At 72.6% G+C, this 21,416-nt stretch carries 17 protein-coding genes; 10 read left to right on the top strand and 7 right to left on the bottom strand.

Annotated features, from left to right (window positions below; all coding sequences use genetic code 11):
• The first annotated feature begins 37 nt into the window (after positions 1 to 37).
• Positions 38 to 1,717 carry a DUF885 domain-containing protein gene (locus DFJ66_RS15115; protein ID WP_121221868.1) on the top strand — a complete coding sequence of 560 codons (1,680 nt, stop codon included), beginning with the start codon at positions 38 to 40 and terminating at the stop codon, positions 1,715 to 1,717.
• 96 nt (positions 1,718 to 1,813) lie between these two features.
• Positions 1,814 to 2,437: a CHAP domain-containing protein gene (locus tag DFJ66_RS15110; protein WP_121221865.1), complete on the top strand. Its 624-nt coding sequence runs from the start codon at positions 1,814 to 1,816 to the stop codon at positions 2,435 to 2,437.
• Here the strand turns inward: DFJ66_RS15110 and DFJ66_RS15105 are convergent.
• Positions 2,434 to 2,994 carry a GNAT family N-acetyltransferase gene (locus DFJ66_RS15105; RefSeq protein WP_121221863.1) on the bottom strand — a complete coding sequence of 187 codons (561 nt, stop codon included), beginning with the start codon at positions 2,992 to 2,994 and terminating at the stop codon, positions 2,434 to 2,436. The two genes, DFJ66_RS15110 and DFJ66_RS15105, sit on opposite strands and share 4 nt — an antisense overlap.
• The gene (locus DFJ66_RS15100; RefSeq protein WP_121221861.1) at positions 2,991 to 3,491 is read right to left on the bottom strand and encodes a YbaK/EbsC family protein; all 501 of its coding nucleotides are present in this window, start codon (positions 3,489 to 3,491) and stop codon (positions 2,991 to 2,993) included. The genes DFJ66_RS15105 and DFJ66_RS15100 overlap by 4 nt, the downstream gene beginning before the upstream one ends.
• A 181-nt stretch (positions 3,492 to 3,672) precedes the next feature.
• Here DFJ66_RS15100 and DFJ66_RS15095 point away from each other — a divergent pair, with 181 nt between their 5' ends.
• Both DFJ66_RS15095 and DFJ66_RS15090 read left to right on the top strand, forming a co-directional pair.
• Positions 3,673 to 4,095: an SAV_6107 family HEPN domain-containing protein gene (locus tag DFJ66_RS15095; RefSeq protein ID WP_121221859.1), complete on the top strand. Its 423-nt coding sequence runs from the start codon at positions 3,673 to 3,675 to the stop codon at positions 4,093 to 4,095.
• Positions 4,092 to 4,862, top strand: a complete 771-nt coding sequence (locus DFJ66_RS15090; RefSeq protein ID WP_121221857.1) for a maleylpyruvate isomerase family mycothiol-dependent enzyme — start codon at positions 4,092 to 4,094, stop codon at positions 4,860 to 4,862. The genes DFJ66_RS15095 and DFJ66_RS15090 overlap by 4 nt, the downstream gene beginning before the upstream one ends.
• A 406-nt stretch (positions 4,863 to 5,268) precedes the next feature.
• Here DFJ66_RS15090 and DFJ66_RS15085 read toward each other — a convergent pair whose 3' ends face one another.
• The gene (locus DFJ66_RS15085; RefSeq protein WP_121221855.1) at positions 5,269 to 6,954 is read right to left on the bottom strand and encodes an alkaline phosphatase D family protein; all 1,686 of its coding nucleotides are present in this window, start codon (positions 6,952 to 6,954) and stop codon (positions 5,269 to 5,271) included.
• 24 nt (positions 6,955 to 6,978) lie between these two features.
• Between DFJ66_RS15085 and DFJ66_RS15080 the strand changes: the two genes are divergently transcribed.
• From DFJ66_RS15080 to DFJ66_RS15070, 3 genes are all read left to right on the top strand, one after another.
• Positions 6,979 to 7,689 carry a VOC family protein gene (locus DFJ66_RS15080; protein WP_121221853.1) on the top strand — a complete coding sequence of 237 codons (711 nt, stop codon included), beginning with the start codon at positions 6,979 to 6,981 and terminating at the stop codon, positions 7,687 to 7,689.
• Positions 7,690 to 7,973: 284 nt separating this feature from the next.
• Positions 7,974 to 8,612 carry a GntR family transcriptional regulator gene (locus DFJ66_RS15075; protein ID WP_121231193.1) on the top strand — a complete coding sequence of 213 codons (639 nt, stop codon included), beginning with the start codon at positions 7,974 to 7,976 and terminating at the stop codon, positions 8,610 to 8,612.
• A gap of 1 nt (position 8,613) precedes the next feature.
• Complete coding sequence (locus tag DFJ66_RS15070; protein ID WP_121221850.1) at positions 8,614 to 9,609, top strand: 1-aminocyclopropane-1-carboxylate deaminase; 996 nt, start codon at positions 8,614 to 8,616, stop codon at positions 9,607 to 9,609.
• A 51-nt stretch (positions 9,610 to 9,660) separates the two neighbouring features.
• On the opposite strand, the gene DFJ66_RS15065 is transcribed toward DFJ66_RS15070, so the two are convergent.
• The gene (locus DFJ66_RS15065; RefSeq protein ID WP_246029765.1) at positions 9,661 to 10,470 is read right to left on the bottom strand and encodes a PHP domain-containing protein; all 810 of its coding nucleotides are present in this window, start codon (positions 10,468 to 10,470) and stop codon (positions 9,661 to 9,663) included.
• A 34-nt stretch (positions 10,471 to 10,504) separates the two neighbouring features.
• Positions 10,505 to 15,049 (bottom strand): ATP-dependent helicase, encoded by a 4,545-nt coding sequence (locus DFJ66_RS15060; RefSeq protein ID WP_170199413.1) that lies wholly within the window; start codon positions 15,047 to 15,049, stop codon positions 10,505 to 10,507.
• A gap of 247 nt (positions 15,050 to 15,296) precedes the next feature.
• On the opposite strand from DFJ66_RS15060, the gene DFJ66_RS15055 reads away from it, so the two are divergent.
• Positions 15,297 to 17,219: an Hsp70 family protein gene (locus tag DFJ66_RS15055; RefSeq protein ID WP_121221844.1), complete on the top strand. Its 1,923-nt coding sequence runs from the start codon at positions 15,297 to 15,299 to the stop codon at positions 17,217 to 17,219.
• A gap of 50 nt (positions 17,220 to 17,269) precedes the next feature.
• Positions 17,270 to 18,508, top strand: a complete 1,239-nt coding sequence (locus DFJ66_RS15050) for an MFS transporter (protein WP_246029764.1) — start codon at positions 17,270 to 17,272, stop codon at positions 18,506 to 18,508.
• A 123-nt stretch (positions 18,509 to 18,631) separates the two neighbouring features.
• On the opposite strand, the gene DFJ66_RS15045 is transcribed toward DFJ66_RS15050, so the two are convergent.
• Complete coding sequence (locus DFJ66_RS15045; protein WP_121221840.1) at positions 18,632 to 19,471, bottom strand: LysR family transcriptional regulator; 840 nt, start codon at positions 19,469 to 19,471, stop codon at positions 18,632 to 18,634.
• A 20-nt stretch (positions 19,472 to 19,491) separates the two neighbouring features.
• Positions 19,492 to 19,959, bottom strand: a complete 468-nt coding sequence (locus DFJ66_RS15040) for a winged helix-turn-helix transcriptional regulator (protein ID WP_121221837.1) — start codon at positions 19,957 to 19,959, stop codon at positions 19,492 to 19,494.
• A gap of 59 nt (positions 19,960 to 20,018) precedes the next feature.
• On the opposite strand from DFJ66_RS15040, the gene DFJ66_RS15035 reads away from it, so the two are divergent.
• Positions 20,019 to 21,398, top strand: coding sequence for an MFS transporter (locus DFJ66_RS15035; protein WP_121221835.1), 1,380 nt, complete (start codon positions 20,019 to 20,021; stop codon positions 21,396 to 21,398).
• The last annotated feature ends 18 nt before the right edge of the window (positions 21,399 to 21,416 follow it).

Below are 21,416 nucleotides of genomic sequence, written 5' to 3'. Positions count from 1 at the left end.
TGTCGGGGTGACGCGACGCGCAGGTAACGTGCGGTTCATGGCAACCTCTCCGGCCGGCGTGCACGGCATCAGCAACCAGTTCGTGGTCGAGTACGCCGCGGCGGACCCGTTGACGGCGACCTTCATCGGGACCCCCGGCCACGACGACGAGCTGACCGACTTCTCGCCGGACGGGCACGCCGCGCGCCACGAGCTCGCGAAGCGCGCGCTGGCCGACATCACCGCCGCCGAGCCCGCGGACAAGTCGGAGGCCGACGCCAAGGCCGTGTTCCTGGAGCGCGTCGGCCTGCAGGCGGAGATCCACGAGGCCGGTCTGTGGGAGGGCGAGCTCAACGTCATCGCCGGGCCGATCCAGAGCCTGCGCGAGGTCTTCGACCTGATGCCGACCGACACCGCCGACCACTGGGCCACCATCGCGAAGCGGCTCGCGGCCATGCCCGAGGCGGTGGCGAACCTGCGCGCGGGCCTCGCCGGCGCGGCCGACCGCGGCCAGGTCGCGGCGTTGCGGCAGGTCACGCGGGTCGCCGAGCAGTGCGACACCTACTCGGGCCGGACCAACGGCAAGTCCTACTTCGGCAACCTCATCGCGGGCGCGGACGTGGACGCGTCCCTGCGCACGGACCTGGAGGCGGGCGCGAAGGCCGCCGCCGAGGCCTACGCCGACTTCGCGCAGTTCCTGCGCACCGACCTCGCCCCGAAGGCCCCGAAGAAGGACGCCGTCGGCGAGGACGTCTACCGCCTGTGGTCGCGCTACTTCACCGGCGCCCGCCTGGACCTCGCCGAGGCCTACGAGTGGGGCTGGGAGGAGTTCACCCGCGTCGAGACCGAGATGAAGCAGGTGGCCAACCGGATCAAGGCCGGCGCCACGCTCGCCGAGGCCGCCGCCGCGCTGGACGCCAACCCGCGCTACCTGGTGCACGGCCAGGACGGCCTCCAGCAGTGGATGCAGCAGCTGTCGGACAAGGCCCTGCTCGACGTCCGGGACGTGCACTTCGAGCTGCCCGACGAGCTGATGAAGCTCGAATGCCGCATCGCCCCGCCCGGCGGCGGCGTGGGCGCGTACTACACGGGCCCGACGCCGGACTTCTCCCGCCCCGGCCGCATGTGGTGGTCGGTGCCCGCGGACAAGACCGAGTTCTCCACCTGGCGCGAGGTCACGACCGTCTACCACGAGGGCGTGCCGGGCCACCACCTCCAGGTCGCCACCGCCGTCTACCAGGCCGAGAAGCTCAACGACTTCCAGCGCCTGATGTGCTGGGTCTCCGGCCACGGCGAGGGCTGGGCGCTCTACGCCGAGCGCCTGATGCGCGAGCTGGGCTACCTGGAGGACGACGGCGACCTGCTCGGCATGCTCGACGCGCACCTGTTCCGCGCCGCCCGCGTGATCATCGACATCGGCATGCACCTGGAGCTGGAGATCCCGAAGGGCACCGGCTTCCACGAGGGCGAGCGCTGGACGCCGGAGCTGGGCCTGGAGTTCATGCTCACCCGCACCATCACCGACCCGCACCACGTGCGCGACGAGATCGACCGCTACCTGGGCTGGCCGGGCCAGGCGCCGTCGTACAAGCTCGGCGAGCGGCTGTGGCTCGCGGCCCGCGACGAGGCCCGCGCCCGCCACGGCGAGGCGTTCGACCTCAAGAAGTTCCACAAGGACGCGCTGGAGATGGGCGCGATGGGCCTGGACACGCTCCGCGAGCGCCTGAACGAGCTGTGAACCGTTGACGACAGCTGCCCCGGTGACTGCCTTTACGGCCGTGTCACCGGGGCTGCTGTTGCCTATGCTGGGGCACCGAGTTTTCAGGGGGACGCCATGTCGAGACGAGTCGCGCGGTCCGCAGCGGGTTTCGCCGCGGTCGCCGCACTGCTGTTCGGCGCCGCCCCGGCGATGGCGCAGGACGAGGTCGTGGACCCCGCCGAGTGGCGGGTGCGGCAGGACATCGTGGACTTCGCGCTCAGCCAGATCGGGCAGCGCGAGGACGGCCCCAACGGCTACCCGCTGAAGTACCAGGCGATCGACCCGGCGATCCGGCGGCCCGTCGAGTGGTGCGGCATCTTCGTCAACTGGGTGTGGACCAAGGCGGGCGTGAAGACCAAGCCGTCGATGGCGCCCGCGCCCGGCGCGCCCGGCGTCGACCAGGGCCACTGGGCCACGTACTGGCAGAAGTGGGGCCAGGAGAACAACCGCTGGCGGCCCCTGTCCTCGGGCGAGGCCGAGATGGGCGACGTGATCGTCTACGGCGAGTACCCGTCGATGTTCGCGCACGTCGGTGTCGTGGTGGAGGTCGCCTACGACTCGACGGGCCGGCACGCCACGCACATCCGGACCGTCGAGGGCAACGTCAGCGACCGGGTCGTCTACACGAAGTGGCGCAAGATCTCCGACCTCGCGGGCGGCGGCGGCCTCAAGGTCAGCGGGTTCGTCTCGCCGTTCTAGTCCAGCGGCAACGTCCGGCCGAGCACCGCGAACGGTCGCGGGTCGCCGGTGAACTGGTAGTGCCGCAGCACGTCCACGAACCCCAGCCGCCGGTACAGCCGCCACGCCTTGCTCGGGCCCTCCGGGGTGGACAGCAGCACGCGCGAGGTCGTCACACCGCCCAGCAGGCTGCGCAGCAGGCCCTCGCCGATGCCCCGGCTCTGCGCGCGCGGCAGCACGTGCAGCTCGGTCAGCTCGAAGTAGTCGTGCATCCACTCCTCGACCGCGCGCGGCCCGGCGACGGCGGTCAGGCCGTGGCGCACCTGCTCGTGCCACCACTGGCCGACCGCGCCGCGGTAGCCGTAGCCGATGCCGATCAGCTCGTCCTGTTCGCCCAGCGCCACCACGCACCGCCAGCCGTCGCGCAGCATGTGCGCCAGCCACATCGGGGCGCGCTGCTCGGCCGTGCCCGGCGGGTAGTTCATCGCGCTGACGTAGAGGGCCAGGGCCTCGCCCAGCCGGGAGTTCAGCTCGCGCGCGGAGACCTCGACCAGCCGCTGCGACGGCGCCGCGGTCATCGGGCCACCCGCGCCGGTGTGCCGCCGGTCAGCTCGACCAGGCCCGCGTAGGTGGTGGGGAACACGGCGTGCGGGTGCCCGGCGGCGGCCCACACGACGTCGTACTGCTCCAGGTCCACGTCCACGAAGGTCTGGATCGGCGCGGGGTGCCCCAGCGGGGAGACGCCGCCGATGACCTGCCCGGTGTGCTCGCGCACGAAGTCCGGCTTGGCCCGCTCGATCTTGTCGGCTCCGGCCAGCTCGGCCAGCAGATCGGTGTCCGCCCGGTGCGCCCCCGAGGTGAGGACCAGCAGCGGGCTCGCGACGCCGTCCCGGACCGCGGCGAAGATCAGGCTGTTCGCGATGGCTCCGACCGGCACGCCCACGGCCTCGGCCGCCGCGGCGGCGGTGCGGACGGCGTCGGCGAGGACGACGATGCCGTCGGCGGCCTCGTGGTGGCCCGCTTCGGCCAGGGCCGCCGCCACCTTTCGGATACCGGGGTGGTCAAGTGCGCTCACCTGTTCATGAGACCACGTGCGGGCGGGTTGAGGAGTAGCGGGTTTCCGGGTTACGCTGAACCCGCTCGAACATGTGTTCGAGCTATGCCTTGGTGGTGGGGCGGGGGAAGCGCCCCACCACCAAGTGCCGCCGTCTCCCCGCGGCGGTCGTCGCTGTCCCGACGCCGCGAGGAGGCCGCAAATGTCCACCGCGACCGACTTCCCCTCCATCCCGCTCCCGCTGCCCCCGGCGTCCGCCGTCAGCCTCCTCGCCCAGGCCCGGGAGTGCCTGCGCGAAGCCGAACGAGCCACCGACCCCGCCGACCGCTTCGCCGCGGCCTACCTGGGCGCGATGCGCGCGGCAGCGGCTGTACTGGCCCTGCGCGGCCGTCCGCACCGGGGCCGGGCCAAGCCGACCAGCGTGTGGGTCCTGCTGCCGAGGCTGGCACCGGAGTTGGCGGAGTGGGCCACGTACTTCGCCTCCTGCTCCGCCGCGCGCGCCGCTGTGCTGGCCGGCATCACGAGGCAGGTCAACCCGCGCAGCGCCGACGACCTGGTGCGCCAGGCCGGCCAGTTCGCCGACCTGGTCGACGCGATCATGTACGCACGCGAGGACAGGCTGTGACCAAGGGACTGCTCGACTACACCCGCCTGATCGAGGTCGTTTCCTCGGAGACGGAGCTGCTGGCCGCGTCGGCGGAGGGCCGGCGCCCGGAACGCCAGGTCCCCGCGTGCCCCGGCCTGAACCTGGGCGAGACCGTGCGACACGTGGGCAGCCTGTGCCGGATGGCAACGGAATGGGTCAGTACCGGCCGGCAGCCGCTCGATTGGCAACAGGACCCGGACCCCGGCCAGTCCCTCTCCGACTACGTCCGCGCCTCCGCTGTTCCCCTGGCGGAGACCCTGATGTCCCGATCCGCCGACGACCCGTGCGAGACGTGGTGGCCGGAGGACCCGACGTGCGGCTTCTGGGCACGGCGGATCGCGCACGAGGCAACCGTGCACCGGATGGACGTGCAGGCGGCGGCGGGCTTGCCGGTGGACCCGGTGCCCGACGACGTGGCGGAAGACGGCGTGGACGAGGTCTTGTCTTTTTGGTTGGGCCACCGCTTGGCCGTGATGGGCGTGAGCGGCACAAGAGACGCCACGGTGTCGATCCGCGTGGGAAGCAGAGTCTGGCTGACCCACACCGGCCCAACCCCGTCACAGGCGTGGCGCGCCACCCCGGAGGAGACGGAGTCGGCGGACGCGGAGGTGACCGGCACCCCCATGGCGGTGTACCGCTGGCTGTGGGGCCGCATCCCGGACCGCGAGGTGGAGGCGGTGGGGGACCACGACGCGATCGCCCAACTCTGGGCTTTGCTGCGGTTGGCGACCAAGACGACCAAGTAACTACGAACGTGTGACAGGCGTGGACGGCGCTCGGACCTGCGACAATGTCCAGGTTCGGGCGTCGACGCGGCTCCGACTGGACCTCGCCGCAGCTTCGCCCGATCGAGTGACATGCAGGATTCGGAACCGATCGCGGACTCACACGTCCCGTGAATTGGAAGGAACGGGCGGCGCGGCGGACCCCCAACCCGCGACCAGCCACCAGTCAAGCGACGTGCCCCGCCCCGCCCCGCCCCCCGGCCCGGCTCGGCGCAAGCGGCGTGGGCCGGCGTGACGTGGGCGGGCGGCGTGCGGTGCCCGGGGGCCTCGGCCTGGCTCGGTGCAAGCGGCGTGGGCCGGCGTGGCGTGGGCCGGCGTGACGTGGGCCGGCGGCGTGCGGTGCCCCGAGGTTGCCTCGGCCGGTCGGTCAAGCGCCGTTGTGCCCTCGGCCCCCGCCTCCGCCCCCGCCTCCGCCCCCGCCCCCGCCTCCGTCCCCGCGCTGCTCGCCCTTGCCCGTCGTGCGGTCGGTGTGGGGGAAGGTCAGGTTGGCGGCTGTGGTGAGGCCGGTGGGGGCTGCGGTTTCGAGGTGGTAGTGGGCGGTGTGGGGGGTGGTGGTGAGGATGGCTATCGAGTTGCCGAAGTGGGGGCCGCTGACCTTGCGCCAGCTCACCGGGTCCGGGGAGACGCCGGCTCGGGTCGCGCGCCACCGCAGGTAGCGGGCCAAGGGCCTGGACCAGGACAGGGCGAAGATCGGGCGGAAGAGCCACGGTGGGTCGTTGTGGATCGGGGAGCACACGAGCTGCAGGACCTCGGAGCTCGTCGGGGTCGGGAACTCGGCGCGGGCCGCGTAGCTGTGGTGGACGTCGCCGGACAGGACGCAGATCGTGCTCGGCGCCTGAGGGCCGGTGGCGATGCGGTGCACCAAGCGCGCCAACCGCTCGAAGGACGCGCGGAACGCGGGCCAGTGCTCCAGGTCGCCTGCCTGGCGGACGCGTTCGGCGAGCTTGCCGCGCAAGCCGGACCGGGCGGCGGACTTCTCGTTGAGGGACTGGAAGTGGCTCAGGGCGTGCGGCATGAGCCACGGCAGGGACGAGCCGATCAGCAGGTGGTCGTAGTCGCCCTCGGCGTTGCGCTCGATCCAGTCGAACTCCTCGTCCCCGACCATCAGCCGCTCCGGGCCGTCGAGGATGCGGCCGGCTCGGGTGTCGATCACCAGCAGTCGCACGCGGCCGAAGTCGCGCCGGTAGCTCCAGCGCGTGGGTTTGCGGCCGTCGGCCTCGCGGTCGGCCTGTTCGGCGAACTCCTCCAGCAGCCCCTGCACGTCCTCGCCGGCGGCACGCACCTTGCCCCACAACGCATCCCGCGCCAGCTCCTCCGGGCCGAGGTTGCCCAGGTGCTGGTACACCCAGTACGACGCCAGCCCCGCCCGGATCCGCTGCCCCCACCACGGGTACTCGGCCATCCGCGCCCGCCACGCCCGCGAGGTGTTCCAGTCGTCGCGGACGTCGTGGTCGTCGAAGATCATCGACGTCGGCAGCACCGACATCAGCCACCGGATCTCCGGGTCCGCCCACGACTCGTGGTACAGCTCGGCGTACTCCCGGAACGACACCACCTCGCCCGCCGGCTCCGGTCTCCGCTCCGCCAGCCAACGCTTGATCTTCGGCGTCGGCTCGTCCGCGTACACCTGGTCGCCCAACAGCAACAACGCGTCCGGCCACTCGCCCTCGGGCACGTCTTTGAGCCGCGCGGCGAACGCGTCCAGCGCGTCCGGACCCAGCTTGTCGTGCCCCGGCCCCCGGTGCCCCTTCGCCGCACGGCACGAACCGAACACCAACCGCCGCACGCCGTTCGTCCGGATCCGGGGCGCGGGGAAGGGGTAGTCCGGCGGCGGCCACACGACGTGGTCGTCCAGGCGCACGGTGTAGGGCGTGGTCGTGTCGGGCGTGAGCCCCTCGATGACGACCAGGGCGAAGTGCTGCTCCCCGACCTGGAACGTGGTGGCCCGGTGCCCGGCGACCTCCACCTCGCAAGGCCCGTCGGTCTCCACCCACACGGTGGCCGACGTGGCGTCGACGTGCCGCAACACCGGACCGAGCACCAGTTCCGCCATGCGCGCAGACGTTACCTTCGCAGCATGGCAACGAGGTTGTACGACGTCGTGGTGGATGCCGCCGATCCCGTCGCGCTGGGCCGGTTCTGGTCCGCGTTGCTGGACCAGCCGATCACGGGGGAGAGCGCCGACGAGGTGGACGTGGCGCTGGGCGAGGGCGTCGAGCTGGTGTTCGTGCCGGTGCCCGACGTGAAGCGGGTCAAGAACCGGCTGCACCTCGACCTGGCGTCGACGTCGGCGGCGCACCAGGCGGAGCTGGTGGACAAGGCGAAGTCGCTGGGCGCGCGCGAGACCGACATCGGTCAGGGGTCGGTGCCGTGGGTCGTGCTGGCCGACCCGGAGGGCAACGAGTTCTGCGTGCTGGAGCCGCGCGAGGAGTACCTGGGCATCGGTCCGGTCGCGGCGGTCGTGGTGGACGCGCTCGACCCGGTCGCGCTGGCCGGGTTCTGGTCGCACGCGACCGGCCTGCCGGTGACGCGGGAGCACCCGGAGTACGCGTCGCTGCGCCGGGACGGCGGGTTCTACGTGGAGTTCGTGCGGGTGACCGAGCCGAAGTCGGTGAAGAACCGGCTGCACCTCGACGTCGTGCCGCCCGCCGACGGGGACCTGCTGCTGGAGGTCGCGCGGCTGGAGGCGCAGGGCGCGGTGCGGGCCGACGTGGGTCAGCGCGACGTCGAGTGGGTGGTGCTGGCGGACCCGGAGGGCAACGAGTTCTGCGTCCTCACCCCGCGCTGACGGCCGGGGGGAGGCGATCGCGGCCAGGCCACACGATCTCCTGGTCCCCGCACGGTTCGTCGCGACCGTCGCCGCACCCCTCGACCGCGCCTCGGCGGACGCGCCGGAGGTGTCGCACGGGCCGTTGCCGGTGGCTGGCTCACTTCGGTCGGCGGGTCCCGGCCGCTGGTACACGGTCGCCCGCGACGGTTCCGCAGTCCACTCCTGGGAACTCGCGCCGACGTCCTGATCAGCTCATGGAAGCCCCTGGCGGGATGGTGCGGCACCGGCTACTGTCCACCGGTATGCAATATATCAGTCGGGCGCTGTACCGGGACCAGGCGCTGACGGCCATCCGCGACGCCATCCTGGGGGGCGACCTCGCGCCCGGTGAGCCGATCAAGGACGTCGAGCTGGCCGAACGGCTCGGGCTGTCCCGCACGCCGGTCCGCGAGGCACTCGCCCGGCTGGCCGACGAGGGCCTGGTCGAGTCCAAGCCGCACAGCTACACGCGGGTCACCCCGCTGCGCACCGGACCCGTGCGGGACGCGCTGGCCGTCGTCCAGGCGATGCACGGCCTGGCCGCGCGGCTCGCCGTGCCACGGATGGGTGACGCCGACCTGGTGGCCATGCGCACCGCCAACGCCCGGTTCGCCGCCGCGCTGGACGCGGCGGACGTCCCGGCGGCGCTGGCTGCGGACGACGAGTTCCACGACGTGGCCGTGCGGTGCGCCGACAACTTCGCCGTCGCGGCCACGATCGACCGCTACACGCCCCTGGTGCGCCGGCTGGAACGGCTGCGGTTCGCGGGCGCGCCCGGCCGGCACTCCGTGGCGATGCACGACGAGATCGTCACCGCTTGCGCCGAGGGCGACGCCGACCTGGCGGCCCGGCTGGTCGAGCGGAACTGGGCGACCCTGTTCGACCTGCTGGAGGAGAACTGACATGGCGCTGCGCGACTTCCCCCGCTACCCGCTGACGTTCGGCCCGTCGCCGGTGCACCCGCTGGAGCGGCTGACCAGGCACCTCGGCGGCGCGTCGGTGTGGGCGAAGCGGGAGGACTGCAACTCCGGGCTCGCGTACGGCGGCAACAAGACCCGCAAGCTGGAGTACCTGGTGGCCGACGCGCTGGCCACCGGGTGCGACACGCTCGTGTCCATCGGCGGCGTCCAGTCCAACCACACCCGGCAGGTCGCGGCGGCGGCGGCACGGGTCGGGCTGAAGTGCGTGCTGGTGCAGGAGAGCTGGGTCGACTGGCCGGACGCCGTGTACGACCGCGTGGGCAACATCCTGCTCAGCCGGCTCATGGGTGCCGAGGTGCGGTTGGTGGAGGCGGGGTTCGGCATCGGTGTGAAACCCGCGTGGGAGCAGGCGATCGAGGACGTCCGGGCGGCCGGCGGCACGCCGTACCCGATCCCGGCGGGCGCGTCGGACCACCCGTTGGGCGGGCTGGGGTTCGCCGCGTGGGCGGCGGAGGTCGAGCAGCAGGAAGCCGAGTTGGGCGTCCGGTTCGACACGATCGTGGTGTGCTCGGTGACCGGCAGCACGCAGGCGGGGATGGTCGCCGGGTTCGCGGGCAGCGGCCGGCGGATCATCGGCATCGACGCCTCGGCTGAGCCGGCCGACACCCGGGCGCAGATCACGCGCATCGCGCAGGCCACCGGCAAGCTGCTGGAGGTCGAGGTGGCCGAGTCGGACGTCGTGCTGGACGAACGGTTCCACGAGGGCATCTACGGCGTGCCGGGGGAGTCCACTGTGGACGCGATGAAGTTGGGCGCGCGGTTGGAGGGCATGATCACGGACCCGGTGTACGAGGGCAAGTCGTTGGCGGGCCTGGTCGAACTGGTCGGCTCGCGCGAGATCCCGCGCGACTCGACGGTCCTGTACGCCCACCTCGGCGGCCAGCCTGCTCTCAACGCCTACAGCACCCTCTTCCGCTGATCACCTGGTCGGCTGCGGTCGGGGTTGGTGGCGAAGGGCAAGCGGGGCGGGTCAGCGGTACCAGAGGTCGTGATGGGTTCGGCCGGGGCGGAAGCCGTGTGCCTCGACCAGGGCGGCGGCCTGCTCGAAGCCCTTGCCGACGACGGTCGGTTCGTGGGCGTCGCTGCCGAACGCGACGGCGTCGCCCCCGGCCTCGCGCCACCACCGCACGACCTCGGCGTGCAGCGGCACCTTGGTGTTGACCTCCAGCGCCCGGCCGCCGGCCGCCAACGCCCGCAGCACCGTGCGGAACTCGTCCTCGAACGCGTGCGGGTCGTAGTCGGCGGTCGGCCAGGAGCGCACCGGGTAGTCGATGTGCGCCAGCACCGCGAACGGCGCCGACGACTCGACCAGCCGCAGCACCTCGCCGAGGTAGTCGCGCATCAGGTCCGCCTCGGCCACCCGACCGTGCAGGGTCTCGGCCTCCCACGCGCCGCCGTCGTGGCGCAGGGCGTGCACCGACCCGAGGACGCGGTCGAACTCCCCGGCCCGCAACAGCTCCGCGGTGCGGTCGGGGTGCCAGTGCGGCTCGCTCAACTCCACCCCGGACAGCACCCGCAGCCCCGGGAACCGCTCCCGGCACCGCTGCACGCACTCCAGGTACCCGCGCACGTCGAGGTCCGGCGCCTCCAGCACGCCGTCCGGCCGCAGCCTGACCCGGAAGTGCTCGGGCAGCCGGGGCACGAGCTCGTCCGGGATGCGCCACGGTGTCAGGTCCGCGTGCTCGGTGAAGGCGACCGACGGCAGCCCCAGCTCGACCGCCCGCGTGCAGGACGCCTCCATCGACCCGAGCACCGTGTCCCACGACCACTCGGTGTGCACATGACCATCCCCCGGAAGCCCCATGCCCGCCAGACTAGGCGCGGAGACGGAGTCCCTTGGGCGTTGCGCGGAATCCCGCTTCTTGCAGGATCCCGGCCAGTCTCGACCCCAATGCCACCTCCCCGTCCGCTCGTTGCACCGCCAGTTGTCCCAGCCACCCGTCCCGCACCGCCCGGCTCAACGCCTGCGCCGCCGCGCGCAGGACGTCCTCGTCCTCGCTGAACGACAGCAGCGACCGCCCTCCGCGCTCGACGTACAGCGTTGCCTGGCCGTCCACCAGCACGGTCAGGGCGCCGGACTTGCGGGCGGGTCGGTGTTTGCCCTCGCCGAGCGGGTCGGGCCACGGCAGGGCCGCTCCGTAGGGTTGGGCCGGGTCGGCGGCGGCCAGGACCACCGCATCCGGTGTGCCGGTGTGCTCCTGGCCCGGCGGGCGGGACAGGGCACGCAGGCGGTCCACGGCTCCGCGCGCCGCGAACTGGGCCGCACCCAGCCCCTCGACCACGTACCCGCGCACGACCTGCCCGGACTCCTCCATCGCGCGCAGCACCCGGTACACGCCGGAGAAACCACCGGTCACCCGCTCGGTGTCGAGCGCACCCCGGGTCAGCACGCCGTGCCGCTCCAGGAACGCCTCCGCCCGCGCGTGCGCCCGCCTTGTCGGGTCGGTCGCGGGCACGACCGCCAGCGACCACCGGCCGGCGACCGTGGGTGGACCGGTTCGGCTGGGCATGTCCGGTCGGCCGGCGCGCATCCTCGCGTACCGGCCGCGCGGCGCGGCCCGCTTGGGTTTGTGCGCGGTGCCACCGCCCGCCACCAGGGCGCGCAGCGGCGCCAGGGTGTCGTTGGTGACCACCCCCGCCCACACCAGGTCCCACAGCGCGCCCACGACCTCGCCGTCGGTCGTCGGGCCTTGCAGGGACACGCGGTCGACGATCTGGCGGAAGAACAACGCACCGCCCGCCAGCACCTCGACCACCGCGCGGTGCAGCGGCGAGTCCGGCTGGGCCTCCGGCACCAGGTCGGGCAGCAGCAGGTCGGCCACGTCCGCCGGGGCGAGCGCGATCCACCCGTCACCGCCCGCCAGCGCGCCGCAGCCGGTCCACGTCACCTCGCCGGACGCGGTCAGCTCGTCCAGCAGCGCCGGGTAGTAGCCGGGCAGCCGGGCGGGCAGCACCAGGGACTCGACCGCGCTGGCCGGCAGCGGCGCACCGGCCAACTGCTCGACCACCGCGTACACGTCGTCCACGGTCGGCGCGGCCCGCAGCCTCCGGCCCACGCCGTGCCACGCGGGCAGGAACCGGCCCAACGCCTCCGGTTCCACCGGTTCGACCTCGGCCCGCAACCGCGCCAGCGACGCCCGCCGCAGCCGGCGCAGCACGTCGGCGTCGCAGTACTCGGTGTGCGTGCCACCGGGCCGCAGTTCGCCGCGCACCAGCCGTCCGGTGGCCGCCATGCGCTCCAGCACACCGGTCACCACCGCGACGCCCAGCCCGAACCGCTCCGCCGCCTGCATGGCGGGGAACGGCCCGTGTGTTCGCGCGTACCGGGCGAGCAGGTCGCCCAACGGGTCGGCCACCGGCTCGGTGAACGCCTCCGGCACACCCACCGGCAACGCCACACCCAACGCGTCCCGCACCCGGCCCGCGTCCTCGATGGCCAGCACCCGGTCCTCGCCCGCGATGCGGACCCGGATCGCCCGCCGCGCCGCCACCAGCTCGGCCAGCCACTCCGGCCGGACACCGCGCTCCGCCGCCTCCGCCTCCGACAGGTCGCCCAGGAACCGCAGCAGGTCGGCCGCGCCCTCCACGTCCCGGGCGTGCCGGTCGGGTGTCAGCCGTTGCAGCGACCGCTCGACCTCCTCGACGACCTCCGGGTCCAACAGCTCCCGGATCGCCTCGGACCCCAGCAGCTCCGCCAGCAGCGCCGAGTCCAGCGACAGCGCCGCCGCCCGCCGTTCCGCCAGCGGCGCGTCCACCTCGTACAGGAACATCCCGACGTAGCCGAACAGCAGGCTGCGCGCGAACGGTGACGGCGCCGGTGTCTCCACCTCCACCACGCGCACCCGCCGTGCCCGAACGTCCGCCATCAGCTCGCGCAGTCCGGGCACGTCGTACACGTCCTGGAGGACCTCGCGCATCGCCTCCAGCACCACCGGGAAGCTCTCGTACTTCGCCGCCACCGACAGCAGTTGCGCCGCCCGCTGCCGCTGCTGCCACAGCGGTGTCCGGCGCTTCGGGTCGCGCCGGGGCAGCAGCAGCGACCGGGCCGCGCACTCCCGGAACCGGGCCGCGAACAACGCCGACCCGCCCACCTCGGCGACCACGACCTGCTCGACCTCCTCGGGGTCGAGCAGCACGTCCTCCGCCCCCGCCACCACCTGCGCGCCGTCGAGGTCCACGGCGTCCGGCAGCCGCACCACGATCCCGTCGTCGGAGTGCGCCGCCTGCACCTCGATACCGCGCCGCTCCCGCAGCCGGGCCGCGATCGCCAACGCCCACGGCGCGTTGACCTGCGCCCCGAACGGCGAGTGCACCACCAGCCGCCAGTCGCCCAGCTCGTCCCGGAACCGCTCCACCAGCACGGTCCGGTCGTTGGGCACGTGGCGCGTGGCTTCGCGCTGCTCGGCCAGGTACGCCAGCAGGTTGGACGTCGCCCACTCGTCCAGCCCGGCGTCCGCGGCCCGCGCTGTCGCCGCCTCGGTGTCCATGGTGGACACCTCGCGGAGGAACTTCCCCAGCGCCCGCCCCAGTTCCAGCGGACGCCCCGGCGCGTCGCCCTTCCAGAACGGCATGCGCGCGGGCTGCCCCGGCGCGGGCACCACGATCACCCGGTCGTGGGTGATGTCCTCGACCCGCCAGGACGACGTGCCGAGCAGGAACGTGTCGCCCACCCGCGACTCGTACACCATCTCCTCGTCCAGCTCGCCCACCCGCGAGCCCGGACCGCGTTCCGACGGCGGTGTCATGACCGCGAACAGGCCGCGGTCGGGGATGGTGCCGCCCGAGGTGACCGCCAGCCGCTGCGACCCCGGCCGGCCGCGCAGCTCGCCGGTGATCCGGTCCCACGTGATCCGGGGCCGCAGCTCGCCGAACTCCTCGCTCGGGTACCGGCCCGCGAGCATGTCCAGCACCGCCTGGAGAGCTGACTCGGGCAGCGCGGCGAACGGCGCCGCCCGCCGCACCAACCCGGCCAGTTCCTCGACGGTCCACGGCTCCATCGCCGTCATCGCCACGACGTGCTGCGCCAACACGTCCAGCGGGTTGCGCGGGTACCGGACGGCCTCGATCGCCCCGTCCCGCATGCGCTCGGCGACCACCGCGCACGACACCAGGTCGCCCCGGAACTTCGGGAACATCACCCCGCGCGACACCGCGCCCACCTGGTGCCCCGCGCGGCCGACGCGCTGGAGCCCGGACGCGACCGTGGGCGGCGCCTCGACCTGCACGACCAGGTCGACCGAGCCCATGTCGATGCCCAGCTCCAACGACGACGTGGCCACCACGCACGGCAGCCGCCCCGACTTCAGCTCCTCCTCCACCACGGTCCGCTGCTCGCGGGACATCGAGCCGTGGTGCGCGCGGGCGATCGTGGCCGACCGCTGGGTGGTCAGCCCGGACTGCCCGATCGCCTCGGCGGGGAAGCTCTCCAGCTCGGCCGCTTCCTCCGCCAGCTCGTTGAGGCGCGCGGTGAGCCGCTCGGCCAGCCGGCGCGAGTTGGCGAACACGATCGTGGACCGGTGCCCCCGGACCAGTTCCAAGACCCGCTGCTCCACCGACGGCCAGATCGACGCCCGCTGCTCCGCGCCCGCCGCCGACCCGGACACCTCGCCGGTGGGCTCGCCCAACGCCGACATGTCCTCGACCGGGACCTCGACCTCCACCTCGATGGTCTTGGCGGTCTTGGGCTGCACGACCTTCACCGGGCGGCCACCGGCGAGGAACGCGCTCACCTCCTCGACCGGCCGGACCGTGGCCGAGAGCCCGATCCGCTGGGCGGGCCGCTCCAGCAGCGCGTCCAGCCTTTCGAGTGACAACGCGAGGTGCGCGCCGCGCTTGGTGCCCGCGACGGCGTGGACCTCGTCCACGATCACCGTCTCGACCCCGCGCAGGGACTCGCGGGCCGAGGAGGTGAGGATGAGGAACAGCGACTCCGGCGTCGTGACCAGGACGTCCGGCGGTCGGCGGGCGAACGCCCGGCGGTCCTCGGCCGGGGTGTCGCCGGTGCGCATGCCGACCGTGATGGAGGGTTCGGGCAGGGACAGGCGGTGCGCGGCCTGGCGGATGCCGGCGAGGGGCGCGCGGAGGTTGCGCTCCACGTCGACGGCCAGGGCCTTGAGCGGGGAGACATAGAGGACGCGGCAGCGTTTCTTGGGGTCGTCCGGTGGCGGCGTGGAGGCCAGCCGGTCGAGGGCCCAGAGGAAAGCGGCGAGCGTCTTGCCCGAACCGGTGGGTGCGATGACCAGGGCGTGCTCGCCCGCCGCCGCGGCTTCCCACGCGCCGACCTGGGCGGAGGTGGGCGCCGCGAACGCCCCGGCGAACCACTGCCGGGTCGCGGGCGAGAAATCGGCCTGGACGTCCATGCGAACCATCTTGAACCAGGGGTACGACAGTTTTGGATGGCGCCGCCTCCGGCGTCGCGGCTCGGCCGCCTGGAAGTCGGCCCATCACGCCTGGTTTTCCCCCGATCGAAGGACGTGATCGGGGGAAAACCAGGCGTGACAGACCGACGCGGCCTCGCGGAGTGGGGGAGTGGGTGGCAGAGGGAACCGGCCTCGCCGGTCTACTGGCTGTGGCACGATCAGCGCGGTTTCGACGAAGGGGTGAGGCGTGCGCGTCCTGTCCATTGACCTGGGCACTTCCAACACCGTCGCGGTGCTCGCCGCGCACGGCAGGCCGCCCCGGGTTGTCGAGGTGGACGGGTCCGCCACCATGCCCTCCGCCGTGTACTGCGAGGAGGACGGCTCGCTGGTCGTCGGCCGCGACGCCGAGCGCCGCGCCCGCCTCGACCCCTCGCGGTTCGAGCCCAACCCCAAGCGGCGGATCGACGACGGCATGCTGCTGCTCGGCGAGAACGTCGTCCCGGTCACCGACGCGCTGGCCGCCGTGCTGCGCCGCGTGCTGGAGGAGACGACCCGGCAGCTCGGCGGCGAGTCCCTGGACGAGGTCCGGCTCACCCACCCCGCGCAGTGGGGGCCGACGCGCCGCAACGTGCTGCTGTCCAGTGCCCGGCTCGCGGGCGTGACCTGCGACGTCGTGCCGGTGCCCGAGCCGGTCGCCGCCGCCTCGCACTACGCCTCGCTGGCCGTGGGCCAGGCGCTGGCCGTGTACGACCTGGGCGCGGGCACGTTCGACGTCGCCATCGTCGGCGCCACCCAGAACGGGTTCACCGTGCTCGCCGAGGACGGCCTCCAGGACCTGGGCGGTCTCGACGTCGACCAGGCGCTGTTGGAGCACGTCGGACGCCAGGTGTCCCACCGCGACCCGGCGGGTTGGCAGCGGCTGCTGCGCCCGGAGACCACGGCCGACCGTCGCGCGCGTCGCGCCCTTCAGGAGGACGTGCGGGCCGCTAAGGAGTCCTTGTCCCGGCACGCGCACACCGAGGTGCCGATGCCGGAGCCGTTCGAGGATGTCCTGGTCAACCGGTCGGACCTGGAAGCCCTGATCCGCCCGAGCATGCTGCGCAGCGTGGAGCTGCTGGCCTCCACGATCCGCTCCACGGGCCTGGCGCCCAACCAGCTCGCGGGCATCTACCTGGTCGGTGGGTCGAGCCGGATCCCGCTGGTGGCGACGATGATCGCGGAACAGGTCCGGGTGGTGCCGACGAGCCTGGACCAGCCGGAGACCGCTGTCGCGCTGGGCGCGCACCACGTGCCCAAGGACGGCATCACGCCGCGTGCCAAGGACCCGGTGAAGGTGTCCAACGAGCCGCCGACGGTGGTGACCAAGCCGGTGACCGGGCCGACGCCGGCCCAGAACCCGGCCGTGAGCGGCCCGAACCCGGTGGTCAGCGGCCCGTACCAGGTCAACCCGGGCGTGAGTGGCCCGTACCAGGTGAACCCCGCGGCGAGCGGCCCGTACCAGGTGAACCCGGGCGTCAGCGGTCCCTACCAGGTCAATCCCGCTGTGAGCGGCCCCTACCAGGTGCCGCAGCAGTTCAACTTCCCGAGCGTGTCCCCGCGCGCCCAGGAGAAGAAGAAGGCGAACTCGAAGGTGCTCATCGCGGTCGGCACGGCCGTGGTGCTCGTGTTGGCTGTCGTCGGCGGCATCTTCGCGTTCAGCGGACCCGGTGAGCTGACCGCGCAGGACTGCAAGAGTGACACCGCCAAGGACGACAAGGGTTTCACCGAGTGCCTGCGTCGGCTCGCGGGCACGGTCCCGGACACCAGCACGTGCAAGGCGGGCGGTTCGGCGGGCGTGTCGGGTATCGCCGAGATCAAGGGCACGGTCGTCAGTTGCGCCCTTAAGGACGACTATTCGGTGCAGTACGTGCTCACTGAGACCGTCACGGGTGCGCAGCAGAGCGCGGACGCGTTGGCGCGCTCTTTGAAGACGGACATGGTCCAAGCGGAGTGGGGCGGCAACGGCCTCAAGGGCACCTACTGGGCCACCGCGAACGGCGGTGTGGGGCTGCTCGCGTTCACCGCGGACAACCTGCCGCTGCTGGGCATCGTGACCAAGAGCAGTGGTGCCGACGTGAGCGCCGACAATGTCGCCGACTTCTTCGAAAACACCGTTCAGCCTGGTACCTGACCCGGACGGTGGCTGCGCCGGTACCCGCCGGCCTGGCACGATCCATGATCATGACCGCGGTGGAAGTGGTGCAGCGCAGGGTGCTGCGCGTGCTGGCGGCGACCCAGGTGCTGGGTGCCGCCGGTGTCACCATCGGTCTCGCGGTGTCCACGTTGCTCGCCGCCGCGCTGTCGGATTCGGACGCCGTGGGCGGCATGGCGCAGACCGCCGCTGTGGTGGGCGCGGCGGTGTTCGCGGTGCCCGCCGCACGGGTCGCCGCGCGGCACGGACGACGACCGGCGTTGGTGTTCGGCTACACCGCGGGCGCGATCGGCGCGGTGGTGGCCGCGTGCGGCGTGGTGCTTCGGTCGTGGCACGTGTTGCTGCCCGCTTTGATCTTGTTCGGTGCCGCGACCAGCGCGAACCTCGCCGCCCGGTACGCCGGGGCGGACTTGGCCGACCCGCGCAAGAGGGCCCGGTCGGTGGCTGTCGTGGTGTGGGCGGCGACGCTGGGCGCGGTCGCCGGGCCGAACCTCGCCGACCCGGCCGGGCGGGTCGCGGTGTACCTCAGCCTGCCCGTGGGCGCGGGTCCCTACCTGCTGTCGGCTGCGTTGTTCGGGTCGGCGGCCCTGGTGGTGACGCGGTTCCTGCGTCCCGACCCGCTGGTCATCGTGCGGGACGCGGCCGTGGTGCCCGCGCACTGCGCCGGAGGAGTGGCGGACACGCGGGGTTCCGGTGCGGTGTGGCGGTCGTTACCAGGGGGCGCGAAGCTCGCGTTGGGCGGCATCACGCTGTGCCACACGGCGATGGTCGGGCTCATGTCGATGACACCAGTGCACATGGACCACGCGGGTGCCTCACTGCGTGTCGTCGGGGTCGTCATCAGCGTGCATGTGGCCGCCATGTACATCGCCAGCCCCTTGTTCGGGTGGATGGCGGACCGGTTGGGGCGCGTGTCGGTGCTGGCGATCGGGGCGGCACTGGTGGTGGCCGCGTCCGGCATCGCCGGTATGGCGCCCTCGCACGACGCGCCGCAGCTCGGGGCCGGTTTGGCGTTGCTGGGTTTCGGCTGGTCGGCGGGCCTGGTGGCGGGGTCGGCGCTGCTCACCGAGTCGGTGGCGGTGGCGGACCGCCCGGCGGCACAAGGGTTGTCCGACCTGTGCATGAACATCGGTGGCGCCGTAGGTGGCGTGGCGGCGGGCGTAGTGGTGACGGCGTGGTCTTATGCCGCGTTGGGGCTCGTGGTGGGTTTCACCGCGTTGCCGCTGCTGGTGGTGTGCTTGTTCTCGTCGTTGCAGCGGGTGCGTTGATCAGCGCTTGCGGTTGTACCACCAGGCGCGCAGGCCCACGACGAGGGCGGCGACCAGGCCCGCGAAGATGAGGATCTGACCGATCGGCGACGACAGGCCGGTGGGGTCTTCCATCCTCCGAGGTTAGCGCGCGGCGGCGGCGAACTCCCGGACTCGACCCGTCTCGCCCGCCGTGCGCCAGACCAGCCCCCAGTCGAGGTGCGGCGCGTCGACCAACGGCAGGAACGCGATCTTCGGGCGGGCGAAGTAATCCGCCGCATGTGCGCCGAGTGGGCACACGCCTTCACCGTTCGCGATGACCGTCATGAGCTCCTGGAACGTCGTAAGGGTGCGCCCGCGCGCGATAGGACGGCCCAACGGTGTCGTGTCACGCCAATAGGCCGCGCGGAAGACCGTGTCGCGCGCGAGGTCTTCCAAGGTGACCTGGTTCTGCCTGGTGAACGGGTGGTTCTCGGCGACGGCCAGCACCAACGGCTCCCGGTACACGACCGGTCCGGTCGTCAGATCCGGTTCGGCCACCGGGAACAGGGTCACCAGCACGTCCACCTCGTCGGCCCTGAGCAGCGTGAACGGGTCCACGAAGTCGGCCTCGCGCACCCGGACTTCGCTGTCGGGCTGCCGTTCGCGAAAGCGGGCGAACAGGGACGGGACAAGGTCGGCCAGGGCCGGTGCCTGGAAGCCGACGCGGAGCAGGCCCATGCCCCTACCAGCGGCGATAGCGCGTTCGACGCCTTCGCGAATGCGCTGGTACGCGGGTGCGATGTCGTCCCGGAGTCGTCGTCCGATGGGTGTGAGGGCGACACGGCGGCTGGTACGGTCGAACAACGGCGCACCGATGCGGCGCTCCAACTGCCGGATGGTCTGGCTGACCCGCGCCTGCGACACGTGCAGTCGGTCGGCGGTGCGGGTGAAGTGCAGTTCCTCGGCCAGTGCCAGGAAGATCTCGATGTCCCGCCGCTCCACGTCGACAGGTTATGTCGGCGCTAGCGGTTCACCTGCACGGTGAGGTCTTCGGCCGTGAGGGCGCGGTTGTCTTCGCCGCGCACCTGTACGCGCACTGGTGACCCGGTGGCGTCGACGACGCGTAGGGGAGCCCCGTCGTGTTGGAGGTGGCGATCGCCCCACTGCATCAAGGCCAACATGGCGGGCAGTAGGTCGCGGCCCATGTCCGTGAGGACGTACTCGTGCCGTGTGCGTTGGCCGGGCTCCTGGTAGGGGCGTTTCTCGAACACGCCGATGTCGACCAGTTCGCGCAGCCTGGCCGCCGCCGACGCCTCGGTCACCCCTACACGCGTGGCGAAGTCGTGGAACCGGGTGGTGCCGTAGAACGCCTCTCGCAGCAGCAGCATCGACGTGCGGTTGCCGACGACCTCCATCGCCTTGCCGATCGAGCACCGCGTGGCCTGCCAGCGGTCCCGGTCGGCCAGGGGGCCGTCCAAGGTCATCGCCATGTGACAAGGGTATCAGCTGGCTTGTTGTCGCTATAGCCAGCGACCTACCGTCTCTGGCTATGGTGATCAATAGTCAGGTGGGTGCGCGCGGCGTGCTCGCCCTGCTCTGCGGGGCGCCGTTCCTCGCGGGCCTCGACCAGTTCGTGGTCAACGTCGCGTTCCCCGACATCGGCGCGGACTTCCCCGACCACCCGCTGACGCACCTCGGGTGGGTGCTCAGCGGCTACTCGATCGTGTTCGCGGCGCTGCTGGTCCCCGCCGGGCGGTACGCCGACCGGGTCGGGCACAAGCGGGTCTTCGTGGCCGGGCTCGCGCTGTTCACGCTGGCCAGCGCGGCGGCCGCGGCCAGTCCGGGGTTGTGGACACTGGTCGCGTTCCGGCTGGTCCAAGCCGTGGGGGCCGCCGCGTTGACGCCCACCAGCCTGAGCCTGCTGCTGGCCTCGGTCGCACCCGAGCGGCGGGGGCACTCGGTGCGGATCTGGGCCGCCACCGGGGCGCTCGCGTCCGCGTTGGGGCCGGTCGTCGGCGGGCTGCTGGTCGAACTGTCCTGGCGCTGGATCTTCCTGATCAACGTGCCGGTGGGCGTCGTGCTGGTCGTGCTCGCCCTGCGCGTGCTGCCCGACCACCACGGACGTGACGCGGGTCAGGCGCTGGACCTGTCCGGCGCGCTGTTGCTCACGATCGGGATCGGCGCGCTGGCGGTCGGCGTCGTGCAGGCCAACGACTGGACACCGCTGAACGTGCTGGTCAGCCTGGTCGTCGCGGCGATCGCACTGGCCGCGTTCACCGCGCGCAACCTGCGCCACCCGGCGCCGCTGATCTCCCGCGCCCTGGTCCGGGTGCGCACGTTCTCGTGGTCGGTGGTCGCATCGTTGCTGTTCAGCGCCACGTTCGCGGCCGGACTGCTCGCGCTCGTGCTCTGGCTCCAGGACGTGTGGGGCTACTCGGCGATCCGGACGGGGTTGGCCCTGGCACCGGGTCCGCTGGCGGTGCCGGTGTTCGCGATCGGCGGGCAGGCGTTGCTGCGGCGGTTCGCTCCCGCGGTGCTCGCGAGCGTCGGCTGCCTGCTGTGGGCGGCGGGCTCGGTGTTGCTGCTGGCGTCGGTCGGCCCGGTGCCCGACTACCTCGGCGCGGTGTTGCCGGGCTGGCTGCTGGCGGGGATCGGCGTCGGGCTGGCGTTCCCCACGATCCTGTCCTCCGCCACCGCGGAACTGCCGCCGGCGTCGTCGGCGACCGGCAGCGCCGTGGTCACCATGGCCCGCCAGGTCGGCGCGGTGCTCGGCGTCAGCGTGCTGATCGCCGTGTTGGGGCGCCCGAGCGGGTACGACGCCGCACACGCGGCTTTCCAAGCGTCCTGGTGGACCGTTGCCGCCTCCGGCGTGGTCGCCGCAGTGGTCTCGTGGGGCATCTCCCCGCGAACTGTGCGCACGGAAGCATAACTCTCAGGTTATGGATCA

Source organism: Saccharothrix variisporea (assembly GCF_003634995.1).
Lineage (GTDB): Bacteria > Actinomycetota > Actinomycetes > Mycobacteriales > Pseudonocardiaceae > Actinosynnema > Actinosynnema variisporeum.
This window is presented reverse-complemented; position numbering and strand designations above follow the sequence as displayed.